Annotated in this window: 30 protein-coding genes; 12 read left to right on the forward strand and 18 right to left on the reverse strand. The window is 38.8% G+C overall.

The window, feature by feature from the left end; all coding sequences use genetic code 11:
* Nucleotides 1–143: 143 nt before the first annotated feature.
* The 3 genes from R3E32_23850 to R3E32_23860 are packed head-to-tail and all read right to left on the reverse strand — an operon-like array spanning nucleotide 144 to nucleotide 2,353.
* Nucleotides 144–1,349 carry a hypothetical protein gene (locus tag R3E32_23850; GenBank protein ID MEZ4887785.1) on the reverse strand — a complete coding sequence of 402 codons (1,206 nt, stop codon included), beginning with the start codon at nucleotides 1,347–1,349 and terminating at the stop codon, nucleotides 144–146.
* Between the two features lie 2 nt (nucleotides 1,350–1,351).
* Nucleotides 1,352–1,780 carry a hypothetical protein gene (locus R3E32_23855; GenBank protein MEZ4887786.1) on the reverse strand — a complete coding sequence of 143 codons (429 nt, stop codon included), beginning with the start codon at nucleotides 1,778–1,780 and terminating at the stop codon, nucleotides 1,352–1,354.
* A gap of 12 nt (nucleotides 1,781–1,792) precedes the next feature.
* Nucleotides 1,793–2,353, reverse strand: a complete 561-nt coding sequence (locus R3E32_23860) for a sigma-70 family RNA polymerase sigma factor (GenBank protein MEZ4887787.1) — start codon at nucleotides 2,351–2,353, stop codon at nucleotides 1,793–1,795.
* Nucleotides 2,354–2,447: 94 nt separating this feature from the next.
* Between R3E32_23860 and R3E32_23865 the strand changes: the two genes are divergently transcribed.
* Complete coding sequence (locus tag R3E32_23865) at nucleotides 2,448–3,638, forward strand: tetratricopeptide repeat protein (protein MEZ4887788.1); 1,191 nt, start codon at nucleotides 2,448–2,450, stop codon at nucleotides 3,636–3,638.
* 66 nt (nucleotides 3,639–3,704) lie between these two features.
* Nucleotides 3,705–5,420 carry a sodium:solute symporter gene (locus R3E32_23870; protein ID MEZ4887789.1) on the forward strand — a complete coding sequence of 572 codons (1,716 nt, stop codon included), beginning with the start codon at nucleotides 3,705–3,707 and terminating at the stop codon, nucleotides 5,418–5,420.
* 95 nt (nucleotides 5,421–5,515) lie between these two features.
* Here the strand turns inward: R3E32_23870 and R3E32_23875 are convergent, their stop codons facing one another.
* The gene (locus R3E32_23875) at nucleotides 5,516–6,355 is read right to left on the reverse strand and encodes a tetratricopeptide repeat protein (GenBank protein MEZ4887790.1); all 840 of its coding nucleotides are present in this window, start codon (nucleotides 6,353–6,355) and stop codon (nucleotides 5,516–5,518) included.
* A gap of 230 nt (nucleotides 6,356–6,585) precedes the next feature.
* Between R3E32_23875 and R3E32_23880 the strand changes: the two genes are divergently transcribed.
* From R3E32_23880 to R3E32_23890, 3 genes are all read left to right on the forward strand, one after another.
* A complete protein-coding gene (locus R3E32_23880; protein MEZ4887791.1) occupies nucleotides 6,586–7,092 on the forward strand; it encodes a GNAT family N-acetyltransferase in 507 nt (168 codons plus the stop codon).
* Nucleotides 7,093–7,164: 72 nt separating this feature from the next.
* Nucleotides 7,165–7,377, forward strand: a complete 213-nt coding sequence (locus tag R3E32_23885) for a hypothetical protein (GenBank protein MEZ4887792.1) — start codon at nucleotides 7,165–7,167, stop codon at nucleotides 7,375–7,377.
* A gap of 338 nt (nucleotides 7,378–7,715) precedes the next feature.
* Complete coding sequence (locus R3E32_23890) at nucleotides 7,716–8,666, forward strand: NAD(P)-dependent oxidoreductase (GenBank protein MEZ4887793.1); 951 nt, start codon at nucleotides 7,716–7,718, stop codon at nucleotides 8,664–8,666.
* Between the two features lie 326 nt (nucleotides 8,667–8,992).
* On the opposite strand, the gene R3E32_23895 is transcribed toward R3E32_23890, so the two are convergent.
* From R3E32_23895 to R3E32_23905, 3 genes are all read right to left on the reverse strand, one after another.
* Nucleotides 8,993–10,618 carry a family 16 glycosylhydrolase gene (locus tag R3E32_23895; protein MEZ4887794.1) on the reverse strand — a complete coding sequence of 542 codons (1,626 nt, stop codon included), beginning with the start codon at nucleotides 10,616–10,618 and terminating at the stop codon, nucleotides 8,993–8,995.
* Nucleotides 10,619–10,767: 149 nt separating this feature from the next.
* Nucleotides 10,768–10,899: an element excision factor XisI family protein gene (locus tag R3E32_23900; protein ID MEZ4887795.1), complete on the reverse strand. Its 132-nt coding sequence runs from the start codon at nucleotides 10,897–10,899 to the stop codon at nucleotides 10,768–10,770.
* A complete protein-coding gene (locus tag R3E32_23905) occupies nucleotides 10,892–12,043 on the reverse strand; it encodes a Fic family protein (GenBank protein MEZ4887796.1) in 1,152 nt (383 codons plus the stop codon). The genes R3E32_23900 and R3E32_23905 overlap by 8 nt, the downstream gene beginning before the upstream one ends.
* A gap of 204 nt (nucleotides 12,044–12,247) precedes the next feature.
* Between R3E32_23905 and R3E32_23910 the strand changes: the two genes are divergently transcribed.
* Both R3E32_23910 and R3E32_23915 read left to right on the forward strand, forming a co-directional pair.
* Nucleotides 12,248–12,586: a hypothetical protein gene (locus R3E32_23910; protein MEZ4887797.1), complete on the forward strand. Its 339-nt coding sequence runs from the start codon at nucleotides 12,248–12,250 to the stop codon at nucleotides 12,584–12,586.
* Nucleotides 12,570–12,770, forward strand: coding sequence for a type II toxin-antitoxin system RelE/ParE family toxin (locus R3E32_23915; protein MEZ4887798.1), 201 nt, complete (start codon nucleotides 12,570–12,572; stop codon nucleotides 12,768–12,770). Before R3E32_23910 ends, R3E32_23915 begins: the two co-directional genes overlap by 17 nt.
* A gap of 119 nt (nucleotides 12,771–12,889) precedes the next feature.
* Here the strand turns inward: R3E32_23915 and R3E32_23920 are convergent, their stop codons facing one another.
* The gene (locus R3E32_23920) at nucleotides 12,890–13,261 is read right to left on the reverse strand and encodes an element excision factor XisI family protein (protein MEZ4887799.1); all 372 of its coding nucleotides are present in this window, start codon (nucleotides 13,259–13,261) and stop codon (nucleotides 12,890–12,892) included.
* Between R3E32_23920 and R3E32_23925 the strand changes: the two genes are divergently transcribed.
* Nucleotides 13,260–13,400, forward strand: coding sequence for an addiction module protein (locus tag R3E32_23925; protein MEZ4887800.1), 141 nt, complete (start codon nucleotides 13,260–13,262; stop codon nucleotides 13,398–13,400). The two genes, R3E32_23920 and R3E32_23925, sit on opposite strands and share 2 nt — an antisense overlap.
* A 247-nt stretch (nucleotides 13,401–13,647) precedes the next feature.
* Here the strand turns inward: R3E32_23925 and R3E32_23930 are convergent, their stop codons facing one another.
* On the reverse strand, nucleotides 13,648–13,851 hold the full coding sequence (locus R3E32_23930; GenBank protein MEZ4887801.1) for an element excision factor XisI family protein: 204 nt from the start codon (nucleotides 13,849–13,851) through the stop codon (nucleotides 13,648–13,650).
* 26 nt (nucleotides 13,852–13,877) lie between these two features.
* Between R3E32_23930 and R3E32_23935 the strand changes: the two genes are divergently transcribed.
* Entirely contained in the window at nucleotides 13,878–14,147 is a 270-nt protein-coding gene (locus R3E32_23935; protein MEZ4887802.1) for a hypothetical protein, read from the forward strand.
* Nucleotides 14,144–14,557, forward strand: coding sequence for a putative toxin-antitoxin system toxin component, PIN family (locus R3E32_23940; protein MEZ4887803.1), 414 nt, complete (start codon nucleotides 14,144–14,146; stop codon nucleotides 14,555–14,557). Before R3E32_23935 ends, R3E32_23940 begins: the two co-directional genes overlap by 4 nt.
* Before the next feature lie 136 nt (nucleotides 14,558–14,693).
* On the opposite strand, the gene R3E32_23945 is transcribed toward R3E32_23940, so the two are convergent.
* Nucleotides 14,694–14,957 (reverse strand): element excision factor XisI family protein, encoded by a 264-nt coding sequence (locus R3E32_23945; protein MEZ4887804.1) that lies wholly within the window; start codon nucleotides 14,955–14,957, stop codon nucleotides 14,694–14,696.
* On the opposite strand from R3E32_23945, the gene R3E32_23950 reads away from it, so the two are divergent.
* Nucleotides 14,956–15,096 (forward strand): addiction module protein, encoded by a 141-nt coding sequence (locus R3E32_23950; GenBank protein MEZ4887805.1) that lies wholly within the window; start codon nucleotides 14,956–14,958, stop codon nucleotides 15,094–15,096. The genes R3E32_23945 and R3E32_23950 overlap by 2 nt on opposite strands.
* Nucleotides 15,071–15,382, forward strand: coding sequence for a type II toxin-antitoxin system RelE/ParE family toxin (locus R3E32_23955; protein MEZ4887806.1), 312 nt, complete (start codon nucleotides 15,071–15,073; stop codon nucleotides 15,380–15,382). Before R3E32_23950 ends, R3E32_23955 begins: the two co-directional genes overlap by 26 nt.
* A gap of 214 nt (nucleotides 15,383–15,596) precedes the next feature.
* Here R3E32_23955 and R3E32_23960 read toward each other — a convergent pair whose 3' ends face one another.
* The 8 genes from R3E32_23960 to R3E32_23995 all read right to left on the reverse strand — a co-directional run bounded on the left by R3E32_23960 (nucleotide 15,597) and on the right by R3E32_23995 (nucleotide 23,453).
* Nucleotides 15,597–16,214, reverse strand: coding sequence for a hypothetical protein (locus R3E32_23960; GenBank protein MEZ4887807.1), 618 nt, complete (start codon nucleotides 16,212–16,214; stop codon nucleotides 15,597–15,599).
* Between the two features lie 11 nt (nucleotides 16,215–16,225).
* The gene (locus R3E32_23965) at nucleotides 16,226–16,645 is read right to left on the reverse strand and encodes a hypothetical protein (protein ID MEZ4887808.1); all 420 of its coding nucleotides are present in this window, start codon (nucleotides 16,643–16,645) and stop codon (nucleotides 16,226–16,228) included.
* Between the two features lie 4 nt (nucleotides 16,646–16,649).
* A complete protein-coding gene (locus R3E32_23970; protein ID MEZ4887809.1) occupies nucleotides 16,650–17,438 on the reverse strand; it encodes a TIGR04255 family protein in 789 nt (262 codons plus the stop codon).
* 178 nt (nucleotides 17,439–17,616) lie between these two features.
* The gene (locus tag R3E32_23975; GenBank protein ID MEZ4887810.1) at nucleotides 17,617–21,714 is read right to left on the reverse strand and encodes a glycosyl hydrolase; all 4,098 of its coding nucleotides are present in this window, start codon (nucleotides 21,712–21,714) and stop codon (nucleotides 17,617–17,619) included.
* Between the two features lie 62 nt (nucleotides 21,715–21,776).
* Complete coding sequence (locus R3E32_23980; GenBank protein ID MEZ4887811.1) at nucleotides 21,777–22,127, reverse strand: hypothetical protein; 351 nt, start codon at nucleotides 22,125–22,127, stop codon at nucleotides 21,777–21,779.
* Between the two features lie 86 nt (nucleotides 22,128–22,213).
* Nucleotides 22,214–22,597, reverse strand: a complete 384-nt coding sequence (locus R3E32_23985) for a transposase (GenBank protein MEZ4887812.1) — start codon at nucleotides 22,595–22,597, stop codon at nucleotides 22,214–22,216.
* Nucleotides 22,598–22,707: 110 nt separating this feature from the next.
* Nucleotides 22,708–23,052 carry a XisI protein gene (locus R3E32_23990; GenBank protein MEZ4887813.1) on the reverse strand — a complete coding sequence of 115 codons (345 nt, stop codon included), beginning with the start codon at nucleotides 23,050–23,052 and terminating at the stop codon, nucleotides 22,708–22,710.
* A complete protein-coding gene (locus tag R3E32_23995; protein ID MEZ4887814.1) occupies nucleotides 23,040–23,453 on the reverse strand; it encodes an element excision factor XisH family protein in 414 nt (137 codons plus the stop codon). The genes R3E32_23990 and R3E32_23995 overlap by 13 nt, the downstream gene beginning before the upstream one ends.
* Nucleotides 23,454–23,534: the final 81 nt, after the last annotated feature.

Consider the following 23,534-nt stretch of genomic DNA (forward strand, 5'->3'; position numbering starts at 1 on the left):
GTGAGACTCTTCCCATTCCGAACAGAGAAGTTAGGCATCTTAGTGTCGATGGCACTGCACAAGATGTATGAGAAAGTATCGCCTTTATTATTTTTAGCCGTTGCAATATTTGTAACGGCTTTTTTTGTATGAATCAGGTTTGCCTATCTGTTCTTTTGACGTTGCTCCCTGAATTTTTGTTTGACTGTTTGTAAAAACAAAAGTGTATCACTCTGAAATTTATCATTAATAAATTGTTGCATTGCCAAGGTGTCCCCCGCAAATCGATTTTGAAGGGTTCGATTTATCAATATTCGATCAATTGGAGTTAACATGACTCGGTCTTGAATGGCTCTATCTTTTGGTAAATAATCCATATTGTTTTCTCTTGTGTGTATTTCATTGGAGTATTTTGTAGAAGGTGTATTTATTGATGGAGGATTCAAAGATTCATTCTCTAATGTTTGTTCTTTAGGGTCGGGTACAAGAGTCGGATTTTGTGGAACTGTTGTGGATGATTGAGGTAAAGAAGTATTTGCAGAAGAGCCATCTTCTTTCCATGTGGGTCGAAAAGGACGGTCATTGTTGAAGCGGCGAAGGCGGTTTTTGATGCGGAATTGTTTGTTCAATACACGCTGTAGTTGGTGTATATCTCCTGTAAAATGTTGTTTAACAAAGTCTTGAAATTGAGTCGTATCTTGATTAAATCTAATCATGAAGAATGCGTTGATAAGTCGAGGGTTGCCACCATAATAACCTGATAAAATGTCTTTAATAAATGATTGATTGATTTCTAATTTTTTATCAATTGAAGTTGAATTATTGGAGATACTATTATTTTGATTGGAAGTGCTATAGGTAGGATTTGAAGGAGGGTTTGATTTTACATTTGTTTGAACGGTTTCTTTTGCCAATTCTTGGTTATCTGCTTTGATTTGTTCGGTGATTTGTAGTTCCAAATCTTCAATGCGCTGCTCTAATTCCTGTAATTGTTTACTCTTCTCAAAGCGTTTGTCAATGATTTGGCGATTGGCTTCAATTTGTTTTTGCAGTGCAAGGTTTTGTTGAGAATTAAGTAAAGGCTGTAAATCTTTTGCAAGAGAATCCATATTTATTTGCATTTCAGCACGGTACTCTAAATCCAATACTTGCATTTCAGCAATGTTTTCATTCAGTAGTTCAAAAATTATAGCTTGATTGCTTGTGTCATTTGCCAAAATTTCTGTCACCATATTTTTGATACCCTTTGCTGTTTGCAAATTGCGAACTGGCTCAAGTTGCTTCCGAATCACAACCCCTGCCAAGAGCAAACCGACCATCATGCCGATGATAAATGTACCTAAGACAATAAAAACTGGTTTGTAATTCATTGTTAAATATTTAAAAGCATCAAATCTTCTGGTGATACACCTGAAATTCCCATAATTGCTTGTAAGCTCAATGTATCTGCTGTTAGATATACATAAATAAGCATCACACACATTAGCGCAAAACTTGGAATTGCCAATCGTTGAAAAGACAATAGCAAAGCAGCAATAAAATCTACCTCTGAGTTAGTAATTACTTGAATAACTGCATATTCTTTGCTGATTGTTTCCATCACCTTTCCTGCAAAAAATGGTTTGAAGTGATAGGCGTTTTGTTGATTTGTTAATATTGCGTTCATTTTCAACAGTTTCTCTTTTTCTGCACGCAATTCCTTTGAAGCAGCCAAAGCGGACTGCAGTTGCAGTTGTTCTTCGTCTGTCAAAGATTCATTCAATGACCGAAGCAATAAATTGTATAGTAGTTCTTTTTTCATCCTTTTTTGTTCCTAATCAATTGTTAATATGTCCTTCAATTTATCTTGCGCCCTTGCCAATCTCGATAAAACGGTTCCTATGGGCAATTCCAAAATTTCAGCAGTTTCTTTAGTAGAATAACCTTCAATCAATCGCAGCAAAACAATGGTTCGAAATTTTGTATCGAGCATTTGAATCGCTTGATGCACCATCTGTTGCGTTTCCCGTTGTTCCTGACTGATGGAATGGTCGGGAATTTGCAGTTCCTTCACATCTTCATCTTGGGTCGAGAAGAAAGAAAACAGGCGTTTTCGCTTGCGTCTTTTCAATTCGTTGAGAGATAGGTTAATAGCGATACGTGTTAGATACGTTCCTAAACTTGATTCTCCTCGAAATTTATTCAGTGATTTGTAAAACCGAATAAAAACTTCCTGTCCCACGTCCTCTGTTTCTGCACTTTGGCCCAACATACCGATAACTGTTGCAGCTACTCTTTGCTGATAACGTTCTACCAAGCCTTGAAAAGCAAGTTCATTGCCTTCCTTCGCCCGATTGATTAGTTCGTTATCTGTTAGCATTTTAGTTGCTGCCACCATTCAAAGTTTATCTGTTAGACAATGCGTTTGATGCCTTTATTCCGTAAGAAAACAAAAAAATGTTTAATTTTACCTGTAAACTCTAAAGTTAATGGACTACTTCATCACCCGTGCACATCTATTGATAGAACAAGGCAAGTATGACTTGGCGGAAAAAGAGCTAAAAAATGGTTTGGCACAAGATATTGACAATGCCGACGCACACGCATTGTTGGCACTTTGCTACATTCGCCAAAAGAGAACGGAAGAGGCAATGGTTGAAGCAAAAACCGCAATCGGCTTAGATCCCAATGAAGATTTTTGCCATTACTTACTCGCCTTGATATATTTAGACGAAGATTTATTGGAGGATGGAGAAAAAACCATCAAAGAGGCCATTCGTCTGAATCCCTACAATCCTGAATACTTCAATACTTTGGGAGTCATTTACTTCAATCGCCGAAAGTTGGACGAAGCCTTGGCTTACTTTGAGCAGGCATTGGCTTTGGATGCCGAAAATGTGGAAGCAACCAATATGCGGGCAAGGGTATTGGTGACTTTGGGACGAAAAGAAGAAGCTGCCAATAGTTTTCAGGCTGCCTTCAATCGAAATCCTGAAAATGCCTATACACACGCAAATCAAGGTTGGGCGCAATTGGAGTTGGGGAATTATGAAACTTCATTGGAGCATTTTCGTCAGGCACTGCGATTGGATCCAGAAATGGACTACGCCAAATCGGGGATGGTTGAAGCATTGAAGGCAAAACATTGGATTTACCGCACGTTTTTGAAGTTTATGTTTTGGACAGCAAGCATGAGTCCACAGGCGAGATGGGGCTTGGTGATAGGTTTGGTATTGATTGCCAATATGTTTACAGTTTTATTGCCTGTTTATTTGGTGTTTGTGTTTTTTACTTGGTTTGCGACAACCATTTTTGATACTTTATTGCGCTTCAATCAGTACGGTAAACACGCCTTGTCTGAGGAGCAGATTCAAACATCTAATTACTTTGCAGGATTTGTAGTAGCGGGTTTGGGACTGTTGGTAACAGGATTGTTGATGGGAAATGAAGCGGTAATGATTAGTGGTGGTGTTGTTTTGGGAATGTTATTCCCTGTATCCAAAACTTTTAGCATGTCTAATAAGCAGGGTCGAAAGAAGTCTTTTCGCTACATGATTGCATTGGGGATTGTTGGGGTTTTGGCGATTGTGCTGCAATTTGTTATGCCAGAAGAAACTTTGGCCTTGAATGCCTACATGTTTGGAGTAGTAGGATATACGTGGTATGTGAATACTTTGTGAAGAATAATAAATTAAGTTGAAAATCAAGATGGATTGATTTTCTGCAAAACGAACAAAATCAATTTTATGCATCCAATTGATTGGGGAATTTTAGTAGGGACACTTTTGGTAATTGTGTTGTATGGTGTTTGGAAGAACCGAAGTGCAAGTAGTGTTCGCTCCTATTTGATGGGTGAACGGGATTTGCCGTGGTGGACTATCGGACTTTCGGTGATGGCTACTCAGGCGAGTGCAATTACCTTTCTATCTACTCCTGGGCAGGCGTATGCCGATGGGATGCGGTTTGCACAGTTTTATTTTGGCTTACCGATAGCGATGGTAATTCTATGTATATTTGTATTGCCTATTTATTACCGATTGGAGGTTTATACAGCTTATGAATATTTGGAAACCCGTTTCGATTTGCGGACACGCACATTGACGGCTATCTTGTTTTTGATACAAAGAGGAATGGCAGCGGGGATTACCATTTTTGCACCTTCCATCATTTTATCACACATATTGGGTTGGAATTTAGCGATTACCAGCATAGGAATTGGCGCAGTGGTCATTTTTTACACCGTTATTGGGGGAAGTAGTGCGGTGAGTCAAACCCAAAAACAGCAGATGATTATCATTTTGGGAGGGATGTTTGCAGCGTTTTTGGTGTGCATTTACAAACTACCTGAAGGTGTTGGTTTTTCGGAGGCATTGGGCGTAGCGGGCAAAATGGGCAAACTGAATGTCGTGGATTTTACTTTTGACCTTGAAAACCGATATACTTTTTGGTCGGGAATGTTGGGTGGTGTGTTTTTATTTTTGTCTTATTTTGGTACCGATCAATCACAAGTACAACGGTATTTGTCGGGTAAAACTTTGACACAAAGCCGTTTGGGTTTGCTCTTCAATGGTATCTTCAAAGTGCCGATGCAGTTTATGGTTTTGTTTGTAGGGATTATGGTGTTTGTGTTTTATCAATTCACGCCCGCACCCGTTCACTTCAATAAGGCAAATATTCTGGATTTGCAGAACACAACTTATCAAACGCAATTTGAAGATTTGGATGCCCAACATCAAATCATTTTTGAAGAGAAAAAAAATGCTGTTCAAGATTTGATTGCAGCTATTGAAGTAGGGAATGAAGCGGCTATTCAGACTGCTGAAACAACGGTTCAGACGCTTTTAGACAAAGACAATGCCGTGCGTAAGGAAGTAAAAAGTTTGATTGCAGCCAACAATCCCGATGCAGACATTGAAGACAATGATTATGTGTTCATTACCTTTGTAATGGGCAACTTGCCCATTGGTTTGATAGGTTTGTTGTTGGCGGTGATTTTTTCGGCGGCAATGTCCTCGACTTCCTCCGAATTGAACGCATTGGCAACTACTACGGTCATAGATTTGTATCGGCGTTCCATCAAAACCGACAAAAGCGAAGCCCATTATCTAGCCGCTTCTAAATGGTTTACGGTGCTGTGGGGCATGATTGCACTGCTTTTTGCTACAACTGCTTCTTTGTTTGACAACCTAATTGAAGCCGTGAATATCGTTGGTTCTTTGTTTTACGGAGCTATTTTGGGGATTTTTGCCGTTGCTTTTTTCTTCAAAAGTATTGGCTCAAAGGCGGTTTTTTATGCTGCCTTGATTGGAGAGACAATTGTATTGATAATTTTTACCCTCAATAACTTAAAATACATTACGATTGCCTACTTGTGGTTGAATTTGATTGGCTGTATGTTGGTCATTTTCTTTGCTTTGTTGCTGCAAGGATTGGACAAAAATAAAGTTGAATTGGATAATTGAAGTTCTTAGTTTGCTCACAAAAGTCCAAAAGCAGAATACAAAAGTTTTTAAAGCTTTTGTATTCTGCTTAAAACTTTGAATTTGAGTTTCAAAGATTACCAATCCTTCTCTATTCGCCTACTGTCAGCCTTTCCTTTTTGACGGTTTAATTTTTGCTGTACCTTCAATTCCTCATTTTTGAGGGCCTCCAAAAGGCGAGCAGCTTCCTCTTTGGTCAATTCACGGGTTTCTTGTGGTTCAGCAGCTTGTTGTTGGTCTTGTTCTTCCCCACCTTCTTCTTTCTCCTTTTGTTGCTGCTGCTGTTGTTCTTCTTGGCTCTGTTCCTCTTTGTTTTGGTTTTGCTCTTGTTCTTCCTGCTCTTCCTTTTCACCTTCCTTTTGCTCCTGTTCGTCTTGTTTTTGGCTATCGTTCTCCTGTTTCTCTTGGTTTTGTTCCTGCTCGTTTTGGTCTTGATTTTGGTTTTTCTGTTGTTCTTGCTGCTGTTGCTCTTGTTGTTGTTTGAGCAATTGTTGTGCATAGGCCAAATTGTATCGGGTATCGGGGTCTTTGGAGTTATTGCGAAGGGCATTTTTGTAGGCCTCAATACTTTCCTTCAATTTGTTGTTTTTCAACAAAGAATTGCCTAGATTGTGGTAAGCCTTTGCCTTTTCTTCAGATGTTTGCGCCATTTCTGCAGCTCGCTCAAAACGATTTGCCGCTTCTTCAAAACGGTCTTGTTTGTACAAGGCATTGCCCAAATTGAAGACACTCGCCTCTAAATCATTTTCGGGACTTTTGTTGATGCTTTTGCGGTAGTCGACTTCTGCTTCACTGTAATTGCCCGACTGATATTGTTCATTGCCTTTTCGCACCAAAGCACGTTCACTTTGAGCAGAAAGGGAGTTGAAGGTGAATAATGAAAGGATAGAGAATAAAAGGAGGTATTGAAGTTTCATTTTATTGTTATCGAAAATTTGTTTGACCAAAATAGAATGATTGATTAACGAAGTGAAATGTAGGAAAGTTTTACAAACTTACAAAAAGTAAAAATAGAGAAGAGAGTGGACTTGAATGGAAGTGAAAATTTGATTAATTGTTTAACAATTAAGATATTGCAGTAGAATGTAAGACAATCAAGCTTCGGGCTTCTATTTATGTCAAGTTTGAAATCAAATAAAAAGAATGTATGAATTCCAAAATCACCCTCCGTCCTGCGACTATCAACGACATTCCAATCCTTCAATATTGGGATACACAAGCGCATGTCATTGAATCAGACCCAAACGACGACTGGAATTGGGAGATTGAGCTACAACGTTCACCCGATTGGCGAGAGCAATTGGTAGCAGAGTTGGAGGGCAAAGCCATCGGTTTTGTGCAAATCATTGACCCCGAATTGGAGGAAACGCATTATTGGGGAGAAGTGCAGAACAGATTGCGAGCGATTGATATATGGATAGGAGAAAAGGGATATTTGGGCAAAGGATATGGCACTCAAATCATGTACTTGGCGATAGAACGGTGTTTTGCGAATCAAGAGGTGACAGCCATTTTGATTGACCCGCTTCTCAATAATGTAAAGGCACATCGTTTTTACGAGCGATTGGGTTTTCGGTTTGTGGAATTTAGAACATTTGGGGAAGATGATTGTAAGGTGTATCAATTGATTAGAGAGGATTGGATGTCAAAATGAGGTGATTTGAAACCAAATTTCAATTTGGAAGGTTAACAGAATGTCGATTAACAGCAAAAAAAAAATCAAAGTATGAATGTTCAAATTATCAAAGACCCAGAAGGAAAGCCGCAATCCGTGGTAATTCCTTATGATGAATGGAAAAATTATGAACTTCAATACCAAAAACTCAGAAACAAGTTAGATGTATTGAAAGGTATTGAAGAAGCGGTAGAAGAAGTGAGAGAAATTAAAGCAGGTAGAAAAAAAGGCAAAACGCTAAAACAGCTAATTGATGAATGTTGAGATTATAGCAACAACCAACTTTGAACGGGCATTCAAAAGACTCTATTGCAAGTACCGTTCACTATTGAATGATGTAGCAGAGTTGGAAGAAGAATTAACCTCAAACCCATAACAGAAACCATTTTAGACTTTGGACGAAGGAGCAAAGATGCAAGAAGTAAGAGCTTAATTGATTAATAACCAATTATTTACACTCAATTACGCCGATAGGTTAAGATTTTGATTATCAACTCTTTATATCTTGCATCTTACTTCCTACTTCTTTCGTCCAAAGTCTAAAACCATTACCAAATCTGAAATACTAAAACTGATAAAGAATTTGTAAAATCCAACGAATCATGCCCCAAAAAAAAGTCCTTTTCATTGACCAAATGCACCCCTTTCTTCAAGAACAGCTCACTGAATGGGGGTTTCAATGCGACCTAAAACAAAAAGCTTCAAAAGAAGATATTGCAGCCATTCTCTACCAATATGTTGGCATTGCAGTCAGAAGTCGCCTCAAAATCACCGCCGATTTGATAGACAAAGCCACACAATTGCAGTTCATCGCAAGGGCAGGGGCAGGTTTGGAGAGTATAGATGTGGAGTATGCCGAAGAGAAAGGAATTGCTTGTTTGAGTTCACCAGAAGGCAATCGGGATTCGGTGGCTGAACACGCTATGGGAATGTTACTTTCGATGTTAAACAATTTGAATCGCTCGAATCGAGAGGTCAAGCAAGGCCTTTGGCGCAGAGAAGCGAATCGAGGAACGGAATTGATGGGCAAAACCGTTGGAATTGTGGGCTATGGTTATATGGGCAATGCTTTTGCCAAACGGCTGCAAGGTTTTGGCGTTGAGGTGATTGCTTATGACAAATTCAAGACCGATTATGGCAATGAATATGCTCGTGCAGTTAGTTTGGAGGAATTGCGGCAACGGGCAGATGTGGTGAGTTTCCACATTTATTGGATTCCCGAAAACGATAAAATGGTCAATGATGCCTATTTATCCGCCTTCAAAAAGCCCATTTATCTCATCAATACCGCAAGAGGCAAAATTTTGGAAACTGCTGACTTGGTGAAGCACCTCAAAAGCGGTCATGTTTTGGGCGCAGCTTTGGATGTATTGGAATATGAAGGTCACTCTTTCCACGAATTTGATGTGGCGACTTTACCCGAAGCATTTCAGTATTTGGTGGAGGCGGACAATGTGATTTTGTCGCCACACATTGCGGGGTGGACGCATGAGTCGGAGTTGAAGCATGTGCAGACTTTGGCGAAAAGGGTAGGGGAGTTGTATGGGTTTTGATTTGGATAGTGGATTTGTTTCAAATTAAATCAATCAAATATCGTTATTCATACGTCCCGTAAGTAGATACATGATATGCGATTTTTGAAGTTTGATATGGGATGTTTATTACTGGTAAAAAAATAACTTACCAATTTTTCTGCTGCCCTTCCCTTCGCAACTTCCAAATGGGTAATTTCGGTTGAGAAGTCGTTTTATTCTTTTCACTTCAACATTAAAAAGGATAAAATTTGGAAATAAATTAACAAACTCTGTATTCCGATGCATCCTTTGAATGAATACTGCAATCTCCAAATCCGCAATGGGTCTATCTTTGATTCAGCATGTTAATTTTTAATAATTTTAAAACTATAATTTTCTGTTCCTAAACTAAATTGGATTAAGTACATCCCTTTTGCCAACTCTCCAAGGTTATTCAAAATAATTTTATTATTTTTTAATGGAACAGAATACGTATCAATCAATTGACCATCCAAACGATACAGCCTTAAAGCAACATTTTGTTCAACAGCTTGCTCAAAATCCACATTTAAATTATTGAGAAAAGGATTTGGGTAAATACTTAGATTTTCACCTGTTGGAACTTCAATAATAGAAGTCGCATCATTACTTTCCTGAAAAACTCTCACATAGTCTATTTCCATAGCATCACTGGTAAAAGAAGATGGAATCTCTGGTAGGATTGCTACATTCAGCAGCAGATATTGTTCTGAATCGAAAGGCCATGTACTTGCATCTTTGACAGGAGGCTCGTAGGTATAATGAACAACATCATCGACACTAAACACCATCTTTTCGGCAGTCCATTCTAAGGTATAGATATGAAATTCGGTTGATGCAGTCCCAATGAACTGACCTCCTTTATTGAACGTATTTCCAAAACTTGAAGGGGTATGCATGGCACTTTGAACAAAATTTTGATTGTTTCCCCAATGTTCCATAATGTCAATTTCACCACAGGCAGGCCAAGGAGTAGTCCCAAACCCTTGATTGTCCCAGTAAGCACCGTCCTCATTGATATTTTTGCTCAACATCCATATCGCAGGCCAAGTGCCTACCCCAAAGGGCAATTTCGCCCTTACTTCAACCTTTCCGTAAGTGAAGGCAAATTTGGAGTTTAGTCTTGCCGAAGTGTAGTCTTTAGTCACTCCTTGGTCGCTATACGTTTCTTTTTTTGCAACAATTTTTAACACCCCATTTTCAACAAAAGAGTTATCCATACGGTCAGTATAATGTTGGATTTCACCATTGTACCAGCTACCACCTTCGGGGAGTTTATTTTGCTGAAACCATTTACTGCCATCAATAGCACCATCATTATCAAACTCATCTGACCAAACCAATCGGTCAAAAACTGGCTTGCTTTGCAATGATTCAATATAATTCACATCATCTACATAGGCCAAAACACGGTCTGTATTGTTTTCTCCGTTTACCTGAATGACTATTCTGTTGAAATCGTTTCTTTGGGTAGGAGGTGGTGAATTAGGGTCTAAATTTATAAAGTTGCCATTTTCAAAATCAAAGACAAGAGTTTGCCATTGGTCTAAGGAAACTGGTTTAATAATTTCACTTTGGGTGGACCAAGGAGCAGCCAATGTTCCATCTTGTAATTTAAGAGATACTTGATTTGGTTGTGTCCCTGTCAAACCATTAGAAGGGACATAGATTTTTAATGAAAAAGCATGATTGGCAACTGACTCAAAATTAGTGGGTAAATCAAACCTTACATTAGCGAATTCTCCACCTGTATCTTTGTACTCCAAGACTGTGGAAGAGGTGTTGATGCCCATTTGATAAGGATTGCTAAATGCTGTGTTGATACTGCAATCGTCTCCAAACCAAGTATTAATAGTGCCATTTCCTTCAAAATCATCTTGAATTGTGAACGTTTGTGCATTCAGAGTAAGGAAGGAATAAAATAGAATAAATGTGAAGTTGAGTTTTTTCATGCCCAAAATTAGGAGTTTTTTCAGTTTTATGGAAGGGTTAGAAAATTTATAAATGTCGATACTATTCAAATTACCTTCAATTTTCATGCTGGCAAATGGGTCTAATCACCGTATTTTTTGAATTTCCATCTAAGATTGTTTTTTATCGACTAAACTCCCAACACAATTTTTGATTTTGGAATTCCTGCTCTCGCAATGACTTCTGCAATTTCTAAGTCTGTGTTGTCTTCATGCACCCAAATTTTATCTCCTTTTATTTGGAGGTGGAAAATATCACTCAAAATCAATCCAATAAGTTGTTCCTCTACCACTCTTTTCTCCTTTCTTCAACATTCCTTTTCGCTCCAAATCTTGAATATCCCGCAAAGCCGTATCCTTAGAACATTTACATATTTTCGCCCATTTGGAAGTCGTTAGTTTACCTTTGAAGTCATCGAAAAGTTTGTTGAGCATTTTCTGTTGGCGGTCGTTGATAGGATTAGTTCGATGTTTGTTCCAAAATTCTGCTTTTTGAATCACATTTGCTAAGATTGTCTCTGATTGGAGTAGCGCATTTTTTAGGCAATTCAAAAACCAAACAATCCATTGAGTAATGTCTTGCTTTCCTTTTTGTGTTTTTCCAAGTATTCGATAGTATGCTTTTCTTTCCTGCAAAATTTGATTGGACATACTGTAAAAACGCTGTTGACTTTTATCCGACCTCGCCAATTGCATATCTGTAATCGCTCGTGTGATGCGCCCATTTCCGTCATCAAAAGGGTGAACCGTAATGAACCAAAGGTGTGTAATCGCTGCCTTCAATACATCATCTATAATGGTGTCTGTATTGAACCACTCCAAAAACTGTTGCATTTCCTGTTCAACACGCTTGGAGTCAGGGGCTTCAAAATGTATTTTTTCTTTGCCCATTGCGCCAGAAACCACCCGCATAGGGCCTTTATCGTCTTTTCGCCAATCGGCTACGGTGATGGGGTGCATACCACTTCTCCCCGTAGGAAACAAAGCAGCGTGCCAATTGCACAAACGTTCTTTGGTAAGTGGATTCAGGTAGTTTTGGGTGGCATCCAACATCATTTCCACAACTCCATCCACATACCTTGTACTCGGTTTATTGGAGCTAAAATCCATCCCTAATTTGCGGGCAATCGAAGACCTAACTTCTTCGGTATCCAAAATTTCTCCTTCAATCTCGTTGTTCTTCAAGACATCCAAAGTGAGGGTTTCTAAGATGGCTTCGTTTTGGAGGTCAAAACCATAAGCTCCCATTTTGCCCAGAAGTCGCCCTTGAAGGTTGCGGACTTCTGCCAATAAGGTGAGTATTTTATCACTGTTCCACTCAAATTGTGTCCAGTTTTCGTGTTGATGTATGTAAATTGCTCTTTTCACCGCATTTTTTGCGGTGAAAATACGGAATAATCGCCGCATTTTTGCAAAAACATTCGCTTTTGGGTGTATTGTTTGCTAAGATTGTATTGAACTATTTTAGGCTGAACAGCCTATTGTTAATATAAAGAATACACTTCAATCAATATGAAAAGTAATTTGTCACCACATATATGCAGTTTTCCGCTGCTACTCTGAACCAAAACCCTTATTTAATTTGTTTAAGAACAAACAAACTCAAAAGAAATGACTGTAAAAGAAATGCAATTGGATGTTATCCGCACTGTGTTGTTTGTAGATGATGAAGAATTACTGCAAACCATACAAGGTTTGATTAAAGGTGTTGTCGAACCATTGACTGAGGATGACAAAGAGGAAAAGTACCACAACACATTTGGAATGTCTTTTGAGGAATGGAACCAACAATTTTTAGACAATGCTGATTTAAAAGAATTTGTACCCGAATACGGCACAACTTTGGGTGAATTCCGACAAAAAATTTGGGAGGCAGAACAGTCCGAAGAAATGCCTATCGAAAATTTGATGACCTATCTAAATCAGCAAATCAATGAACTTGAAGGATAGACCTGTTTTATACACCTCGACTTTTAAATCAAGTATTGATGAAATAATCTCCTATCGGAAAGAACATGTTTCTCCTCAAAATGCTGCTGATTTTTTGAAAGAACTTCAAAAAGCGATTCAAAGAATTGTCAAATATCCCGAAGCCAATCCAAAAATACAATTGGTATCGCTTCAAAATTATTAAACAGCGTTACAAAATCATTTTCAAAGTCCTAAAAAGTAAATTGATATTCATTGCAGTAGTGCATACTGCTCGTGACCCTAAAGAAGTAGAGAAATTGAGAACGAAGGATTATTCTTGATTCAATTTATTGAACTACGAATCACGCCACCGCATACTCCCTTGAATGAACAGCCCAAAAACTCCAACACAATTTTTGATTTCGGAATTCCTTCTCTCGCAATGACTTCTGCAATTTCTAAGTCTGTGTTGTCTTCATGCACCCAAATTTTATCTCCTTTTATTTGGAGGTGGAAAACAATGGTGTGGCGGTAATAATGCTTGTACCAACCGACATTGAGCAGTAAAAATTCCAATTTTTGAACCCAAAGCCCTATTTGATTTGTTGAATAAACAAACAAACTCAAAGAAATTATCAATATGAGTGTACAGACTATCAAGAAACATCTATCCAATCTATCACGAGCAGAACAAGCTGAAATTATGCATTTCATGGTTGAATTGCTCGCAAAGGACGATTTTCATCTATCAGAAGAATGGAAAACAGAGTTGAATCGTAGAGAACAGGCTTTAGAAGATGGTACTTCTGTTGGTCGTCCTGCAAAGAGTGTTTTGGCAAAATATCGTCGTTAATTATGGCAGATTATAATGTTATCATACAACCCGAAGCTGAAGCAGACCTTGATGAAGCATTTGAATATCTTGAGGAGTAAAACCCGACTTAGGTTTTGATTTGTTGGCAGAAGTAAGCGATGTTGTTGAAAAGTTAGAAGACAACCCTTTTCTTTTTCAAATTGTGGATGGTGAAAAACGTAGGGCTGTTACTAACCATTTTAAGTACAACGTTTTTTATAAAATCAAAAATCAAAACGTTTGTATTTTAGCTATTTTGCATGGAAGCAGAAATGATACATGGTGGAAAAATAGGAAATAGAGCCAAGACCTCCCTCGAATGAACAGCCCAAAAACCCAACACAATTTTTGATTTCGGAATACCTGCTCTCGCAATGACTTCTGCAATTCCCAAGTCTGTATTATCTTCATGTACCCAAACTTTGTCTCCTTTTTGTATATTTGAAACCAAATCCAAGTTCAAAAGGTTAAAGATATATGGAAACAACATTAAAAACACCCTTTAGCAATGTTCAGTTGGAATTGCTGAAACTTTTTTCTCACAATATTCCAGAAGATGATTTATTGGAAATCAAACGGTATTTGATACAATATCGAAAGACAAAAAATTATGTCGTGGGCGGACAGGATTTGGGAAGAAAAAAATGGACGCAAAAGGACGAACAACGAATACTTGATACACACCAACGTACTCCTTACAAAGCCCAAAATGAATTTTTGAGTAATTCCAAAAAACAATCTGAATGAATATTGTATTGGATACCAATGTCTTGTTGGTCTCGATTAGTACCCGTTCTTCCTCCAATTGGGTCTTTCAACAGCTTGTAGAAGGTGGTTATATGTTGAGTGTGACAACCGATATTTTAGACGAATACACCGAAATTATTGAGCAACAGATGGGAGCAGATTTTGCTCAAGCGGTTGTTGATTTATTGGTGGATTTACCCAATCTAAACCAAATCAACAAATACTACTTTTGGCAACTTATTGAAGCTGACCCTGATGATAACAAGTTCGTTGATTACGTGATTGCAGCCAATGCCGATTATATTGTAAGTGAGGATAGGCATTTTAGGATATTGAAGAATATCGAGTTTCCCAAAGTCGAAGTGCTTACTATTGAGGAATTTAAAGCTGTATTGTTGGTGTCTGAATGACCTCCAATTTGATTTCTCTCCATTTGAACCTTTCTTTTTCAATTTACGCCACCGCATACTCCGACACCTCCCTCCAATAAACAGCCCAAAACTCCAACACAATTTTTGATTTTGGAATACCTTCTGTTAGAGCAACTTATTTGTTTTTCAGTGTGTTGTATTCATGTACCCATATTTTATCGCCTCTAATTTGAAGGTGGAAAACAATGGTATGGCGGTAATAATGCTTGTACCAACCGACATTGAGCAGTAAAAATTCCAATTTTTGAACCCAAAGCCCTATTTGATTTGTTGAATAAACAAACAAACTCAAAGAAATTATCAATATGAGTGTACAGACTATCAAGAAACATCTATCCAATCTATCACGAGCAGAACAAGCTGAAATTATGCATTTCATGGTTGAATTGCTCGCAAAGGACGATTTTCATCTATCAGAAGAATGGAAAACAGAGTTGAATCGTAGAGAACAGGCTTTAGAAGATGGTACTTCTGTTGGTCGTCCTGCAAAGAGTGTTTTGGCAAAATATCGTCGTTAATTATAGCAGACAGCCTGAAGCTGAAGCAGACCTTGATGAAGCATTTGAATATCTTGAGGGAGTAAAACCCGACTTAGGTTTTGATTTGTTGGCAGAAGTAAACGATATTATTGAAAAGTTAGAAGACAACCCTTTTCTTTTTCAAATTGTGGATGGTGAAAAACGTAGGGCTGTTACTAACCATTTTAAGTACAACGTTTTTTATAAAATCAAAAATCAAAACGTTTGTATTTTAGCTATTTTGCATGGAAGCAGAAATGATACATGGTGGAAAAATAGGAAATAGAGCCAAGACCTCCCTTGAATGAACAGCCCAAAAACCCAACACAATTTTTGATTTCGGAATACCTGCTCTCGCAATGACTTCTGCAATTCCCAAATCTGTAATGTCTTCGTGTACCCAAATTTTGTCTCCTTTTATTTGGAGGTGGAAAACAATAGCATGGCGGTAATGGTGTTTGTGGCAGCTTATATTCAGCAGTTAGAACAGTGAAAATTAGTTAATACTTACCTTTGATTTTATCCTTATACTCTTTACTTCTTAATTCATCATCATCAATACCGATACGTGAATAATGATTGCAAAATCTTAGAGCTATTTTTTCTCTAAAAGGTGAAGATAATTCGAGTTTTTTCCCATTTAATAATTTGTTAAACAAATCAATTTCTGAAGCATTATAATTTTCTATGAAATCAAAATCAATTATCATAGGGTCTTTTAAGACAATTCCATCAGGAGGCAGATACATGTATTTGCTTATCTTATCATGTATGATATTATCTACATTTTTTTTGTTAATAAAATCTATAAAACTATGAATAGGTAGAATTGAAACTATTTTTGAAGAATCTTTGAAGTAACTTAGGAATTTCTTATAAAAAAGTTTTTTAAAAATAGAGATATGTAATAGTCCTACGATAGTGATAAATGTGGGAAGTCTATTTCGTTGAGTATTACAAACTAAATCGCAATTAGCAGAAATAATCATGTAAAAATCAGGGCTATTATCATCTTCTATCTTTAGTCCTATTTCCTTAGCTCCTATTATATCTCCTTGATATAATACAGAAGATGTTTTTTGCTTATAGAAAACTTCTTTTTTAGTTGGAACAAACATTTATATATGTATTAAATTACAAGTCTTCGTTTTCTTTTATTGTAGTATGGAGTCATTTTCTCCATATAAATATTATTTAGTTCTATTAAATCTTCAATCGGTACATCATCTTCTACTAATGATTCTTCGAATTCATGTGTCACAGATATGGCTGTATGAATATCTGACCAATATTCCATATCTGCACCTTCATATTTAATAATACTTTTATAACTATCTGATTGGTTAATAGGCTCTATTATTTCATATGGAATTTTACTTTGTTTGGTTACTATTACATCATTCGCAAATAAGCACATCGCTAACATACCTAACTTTAAAGGAATAGATATTTTTGCTTGGTCTGTTAAAATAGGTAATTCAATTGTGGGGGTTTCAATTAAATTTTCTCTCTCAATAAATTGATAAATATCTTCATTATTATATGGCATATAATTACTGTTTTATGGATTCAATAATTTCGTCACTAAGAACCCAATTAAAAATATTAAATATTTCATCGTTTATAATGATGAAATGTTTTTCAAGTTCCTCAATAGGAATATTCGAATTGGAATATAGTAAATCAATATCTATCAAAGCTTGTTGTTTTCGGCTTGACAGATTATACGGAAGCATTCCATAGCCTAAGTTTAGCTGATATTGGTTTTTTAATAAACGCAAATTAGAAATACTTGAATTAATATTGCTGCAATTCGGAAAATTTAAAGAACTTTTTACGATTTCTTTGTTAAAGATGAGTGGTAAAAAATCACATGCCACTGTAGAATCTTCAGATTGAAACTCCATAATATTTACTTTTCTTATAGATATCCTTTTTAATTCTTCAATATTAGATATATCTATAAAACTAATAATTTTCCCTCTAATGTCATTGTAAATATTGTGAAAATTTGAATAGTATTCTCCTGTTACGATATATGTCAAAGCATCTACAGTGATATTAATAATCTGAAATCCATTTTTATCTTTATATTCGAACCCTCTTTGAGTATTACTACTTTTCAATATTATTGGAGTTTTATCTTCAAACTTAAAATCTACCTTCGTTTCATTAATTTCTTTGCTTAAGGGCATTATATCCTTAAATAAATCATCAAGTTTATCTTTAAAGTCTAAGATTTGATTATTCTTTTCAAATTTAATTTGAAAAGTTGCGGATTTAATGAAATTACGCTTAAAACCATATCCTATAGGCTTAGAAATTTTGGGAAATCCAAACATATCTTATTTATTATTTTATTGGTAGCAAAGAAATAGATTTTTATTGCTAATTACAAAAAACATACCCTTTAATTAATTATTTTTTAATAAAGTACTTCCTATTAAAAGTAATTAAGCAACATCAGATAGCTCCGAATAGTTCTTATAAAGAAAAAATATTGTTCGTATGATTTTCACTCTACCTAACCACCCTAAATCCCTCATCATTCCGAACCCTAAAAAAGTAAACCCCACTCTCAAACCCACTCATATCCACCTCAAACCGTTCCGTCAAAGCCACAAACTCCGCCACCTTTTTCCCCGTCAAATCATACACCACCACCTCACTTTCGCCCTGAACAGCAGGCAATTCCAAAGTCAAAGTATGCCTAACAGGATTCGGATAGTAGTTGATAGAAAGAGAATGGTCATGTTCCTCAACACCTACGGTTATACAAGTCCCTATCACATAGCTGTCTTTGTTGGCGGCATTGTTGCGTTCCACCTCACCAGGATAAGAGTAGGTATAGTAGAAATGGATGGTCGTGCCTTCGCTTGCGGTGAGTCGGAAAGGCACATTTGGCGTGACACCGTAGCCTGGCAAACTACTCGCATTGGTGCCATAGTAGAGGATGCAGGTTGGGTTGCCGACATTTGGAGCAGAAGGAATGAAGGTCAATGTAGGGTTGTTGTTGTCTGGCGAAAATTCGTAGTCGAAATCGCCATTGTGGGAAGTGCCACTGCAAGAAGGGGCGGGGTTGATGGTGACATTCACCGTTTGTGAGGTGGTCGAACTGCCTTCATTGTCGTAGGCGATGGCGGTCAGGCTGTACGTGCCGATGCTTGCCGTCCAATCCACGGAGTAGGGCGTTTCGTTTGAAGTTCCGATAAGGGCATTGTCGACCAAAAACTCCACTTTTTCGATGCTACCTCCCAAATCGGAAGCCGTTGCAGTGATGGTGACGGTTTTTCCATCGAGGTATGTTGCACCGTTTGTGGGAGAGGTGATGGACACTTGCGGAGCAGTATTTTCACCCGAACTTGACAAGATATAAACCTCATCTTCATCCGAATAGCTGCCGTTATCGACCCTCAATTTGATTAAATAAACACCTTCCTCTAAGTTGGAAATCGTAGGTTGTTCCGCATTGAAGTCGGAAAAAACCAAATTGGAAGCGCCATAGATTTGCGTCCAAGTATAGGACAAAGCTGCACCTTCGGGTTCAGTGCTTTGACTGCCGTCCAAGATTGCAGTCGTTTCGGGCAAGACCACGATTTGGTCTGCTCCAGCGTTGGCAATGGGCTGACTGTAGCCGAGGGGTGCTTCATAATTGAAGGTGAGGTTTCCGAGGTTCATTTCTCCATTTTCAAAAAACAAACGCAAAACCTGTCTGCCGCCTTTGAAGGGAATGTTTTGAACGTTTTTGTCTCGCCACGTTTCCCAATTGCCTGTGTAGGTGACGCTAATGGCAGGACCGATTTTTTCACCATCCAATTCCATCTGAAAAGGGCCTCCGCCACTTTGATTGCCGCAAGCATAGCGAAAATCGAGTGAATACAACCCTGCTTCTTGCACTTCAATGGTGTATTCCAACCATTCTCCGCCTGAAATCCAGCCCACTATGTTGCCTTCTGCCATGTCTTCGATTGCATCCACATATTCGTCCACTCTAAAATCGCCATTGTTGCCAACCGACACATCGCTGTACGAAATACCCTGTCCGATTCCGCCTTCGTATTTGTCGTAATGCGCTGCTGCAAAAGAGCCTGGAATTTGGATGACATTGCTCAAATAAGGCACTTGTTCGCCCACCATGACCGACACCAAATTGCTGACTGCAAAACTTTCGCCCTTGTACATCTTTGCGTAGAGGCTGTGTCTTCCAAGCGTCAAATTTGCAGCTTTGAAGGTATAGGGAAAAGCCAATACTTCGCCTATTAGATTTCCACCATCGTAAAATTCCACCTTATCCGCCGTTTCTCCCATCACTGCAAGGGTCAATTCGACGCTGCCACCTGGATAGGCTCGATCAAAATTGGAGGTAAGCATGCCACTGAGTGCCACGTCTTTGCTCGTTGCCATGCTCATTGCAGGAACCTGCAAAACGTAACCATCAGAAAATGTGACACTTGCAGCCTCGTTTTGGTAATTGTGAGCCACATAGGTTTTTTCACCGTTTTTATTGAAGACTGCTGCAATGGGAGCGTTTGCAGTGACAGTCACATCTACATTTCCCAAGACATTCATGGCGTGTAGCCAATGATAGGTTTGGGCATCCGAAATGCCAAATTTGAGTTCACGGTCGGGATAAGAATCGTAGAGCTCGATGGCTTTTGCAGGGTCAATAAATGCCAAATATTCCCAATAGACATCGTGCCATAGATTGGGGTTGGCTTCATTGTTGAGAATGCCTGTATTGGCTGCAATCTCGTTCCAAAGCGTTGATACATAATCAGTGTGATGTCCCAAATAGAGTGAACCACCATGTATCGGATAAAGCTCAATGCCATAGGAAGCGGCAATATCAGCTGTCCAAAAAGTGCCGTTGTCGTAGCTATTGCCCCACACCCTCGATACCAAACTGTATTGTTGAGTAGGTGCAAAATTGCGCTTATGTATGTCTAACCAATATTCCTCAATTGCGGTCTGTTCGGTGGTGTAGAGGTAAATGCCCAAATCTCGGATGGCATCGTTGCCCGTAATCGCCCCCCAATGAATGAGGGAGGAATTGAACTGCATACTTTCGGAGGTGGATTCTTGGTCGTTGCCCTGCGGAAAAGATGCAAAACCGTTCGCCCAACAATGCCCTGCGTAGGGGCTGAAATTTCGCAAGAAAGGGAAAAGCGCATCGTCTCGATTGTCGGAAGCGGCATCTCGCACCAAAAGGTCAATCATTTCACCCCATTGACTCGCCCATCCTGGTTTCATTTGCTCCATAAACGATGCAGCGTGAATGAAATAACCCCAATGAAAATGGTGGTCGTTGATGTTGTTGTCTTGACCGTGCCCTGCGGGATAACCCAAGAGGGCAGACCATGTATCGTTGTAATAGAACAAAAAAGCGACCTCGTTGGCGTTGGCATCGAGCCAATCCTCCAATCGTTCTTGTACGGTGTTCACCATTTTATCCCTTGCAGTGGTATTGCCCATCAAGTCGGCAATGCGAGCCGTTTGAATCAAGCGGTTCATCACCTGCCCTTCATTGTAAGAATCCGTCCAAGTGGCAAGTCCATCATTTTCCAACAATTGCACTTTTTCGTTCAAATTTTGTGGGTTGAATCCTTCGCTGTAATTGTCGAGGTAGGGCAGAGTGGGCAAAATGCCGTAAAAAGTGTTTTCAATGCTAAAGCTGTTTCCCTGCAAGGTCTTCATTTCGCCCCGAACGGTGGGGTAAGAATAGCCGCTTGGGTTGGGCGAATCTGCCGCCAAATTTGCCCATTGGTGGGGCAGCAATCCCATCAGCATTTTGTTGTTGTTGCCTTCTTTGACCTCCGTTTCGACCACAAAATCGGTTCGGACTACGGAAGTCGTTTCGTTGTAATTCCAAGTCGTTGTGGTGTTTGTTGGGAAAACGTAGGCGTATTTTTGGTATTCTGCTGCAACAGCTTGGACATTGGTGGCACTTTGTGGGAGAAATGCCATGGACCAATAATTTTCGCCGTTGAGTGAAGAAGTATAGTTGTTTCCGCTTTGGGTCCAAGTGCTACCCATCGGTGCATAGACTGCAAAATCTGCTCCGCTGATTGCGTCTGTAATCACCAATTTTTCATTGTCAATATTGACCGAACCTGACCTCACTTCAATTTGGGCAACATCGTCCGAGCCTTTGGTGAAGTACAAAAAGGTCATGCCAATTCCTGCGGTGGCTTGAAATTGGTGGTTGGCATCGCTCCAATCCATGGTGACTGTCCAATCTGAAAAGTCGGATACCAATGCTGCATTGGCGTTCAATCCTGTCACGCCTACGGTGATGGGGTGGGCATCTCCAATGACTCCCCACGGAATGTAGGCGGTGATGAGTCCTTGATTGATGGTTTTGAGGGTATAAGGATAGTTGAATAGGTTGTCGGCGTGGTTGTTTTTGATTTTGGCTGACCACCAATCGTTGGTCGGAGCGGGTTTGGTGGCTGCGATGCCTGTGGTCATCGGCGAACCCGATGGATAGCCGTTTCGCCCTGCTTCGTCCGTTCCTGGGAATTGGGTGGTGTAGCTGCCGCTTCCTATGGGGACGTTTTGGGCGGTGAGAATTGTTGTTAAAAGTAGGAGGATGAGGGTTTTGAAGTAGTTGGAAATCATGGGATTTGTTTTGTTTGTATTTTTTCTGCAAGATAAGGTAAAAAGGGATTTTTTTTGGGAATTTAGAGAAGTGAAGTAGTGGTGATGTAGGAGTTTGGTAGTGGTAATGTAGCGATGCTGTAGTGAGATTTGTTTGTTAACCTGTTATTGGAGGGAAGTTTACTGATTGTACTTATTCGTCCGCAACTTTTTAACCTCATTTGGATGTCGGCTTGTATGAATAAGTCCAACAAATTATTTTCCCCCAATAAATTAAAGAACTTATCTCGACCCATTTTTATCGCATGTTTGTGAAATATTCCATCCTCTTGAAGGCGGTGGAATAATTTGCGACCTCCCATTCCCTTTACTTTGACTCGTAAATCCTTCACACTCTTTAAGATAATTTCTTCCTCCAAGGCTAAACGGCTCATATAACGATGACGATCATACCACGCTTAACGACTTTTACCGAACAATCCACATAGCACACTTAGGCTATGATTAGGATATAAAAACCTTAATTCACAGACTGTTCGGCACCAAACTTTTTTTTGATTTCCAACCCAAATTCTTGTTCTGCTATATCTACCATCGTTTCTAAGCTCTCTATTTTTAGCTGACTCAATGATAGTTTTTTCTCCAATTCCTCTATCCGAGATTGAAGACTTTTTACAGTTTGCGATTCTTTTATATCCATAGGCTTTGGAGTTAATATGCTCATATCTCCTTTTTTGCGATACCATTTTACGAACTCCTTGACCACATCTTTATTCGGCAAGCCGTATAGCTCTGCTCCCATGGAGTAGCTAAATTTGCCCGATAAATAATCTTGTGCTACTTTGCGTTTTAAATTCTCGGAGTACTTGCGGTAATTTTTTACCAATTTACTTTTTTTTTGCATTTTGTCCTAATTTTTTGTAAGCTTATTCTAGGACAAGTCAGTTTTACAGGGGACAAACCCATATTGCACCCATACTAAATTCTTTGCTGTGATAGAGAAAGAAGCGCAAATCACCCTACCGCATACCCCGTTGCAGGGCGCAATTCCGTGGGCTGAAAACCAATCACAATATCCGATTTGGGAACACCTCTTTCCACCAAACGTTCTGCAAAATCAATCTCTGTCCAATTGGCTTGCAGCCATATTTTTCCGTCAATGATGTCAAAATGCACATTGCAGGAATGAATGAAATCGTCCTTTTCTTCTGTCCAACCGATGCTGTACAACATGAAGTGATTCCGAACGGTATCTGCAATGACGATATTTTCTATAGTTGGCATATTGACTGCTTTTATGGGAGCTTCTTCCTCTAAAATGCCTGTAATGATTTGTTGGTAATTTGTTATTCTATCCATTGGTCTATCGTTTGTTTGTAAGGATTGTAAACAATCAATTTGATTTTGTAGAAAGCGATGGTTTTTTGGATGATTGGCAACAAGAAAAATCGCCGATAGGGAACAATTGGAACGGCTAAATAAAGGATTCTATCGGGTTCTCTTTCCATCAAACCAATGTGGTAATTCAAGTATTTTCCTACGGCTGCATGAAAATTCGTCACCAAAACGGGACCTCCAAAGGTTTTGATTTCCACCGCAATTTTTACATTTTCTTTCTCGGCTGCAATGATTTTCTCTGCTCCCAAATCAATGTCATAGGTGACTCCTTCAAATTTGAGTTTATAAGGGTCGTCTGTAATCACCCAATCCTCTTTTTCAAGAGCAAGACGTACAATATCGTGATATAGGTCTTTTGCCATATTTTATGTAAATTTCCTTTGGTATCTTCAAATATGAATTGCTTTATTTAAAACAACGAAGAACTAACTTTGGTTTCTATT

It is taken from the genome of Chitinophagales bacterium (assembly GCA_041392475.1).
Lineage (GTDB): Bacteria > Bacteroidota > Bacteroidia > Chitinophagales > UBA2359 > JAUHXA01.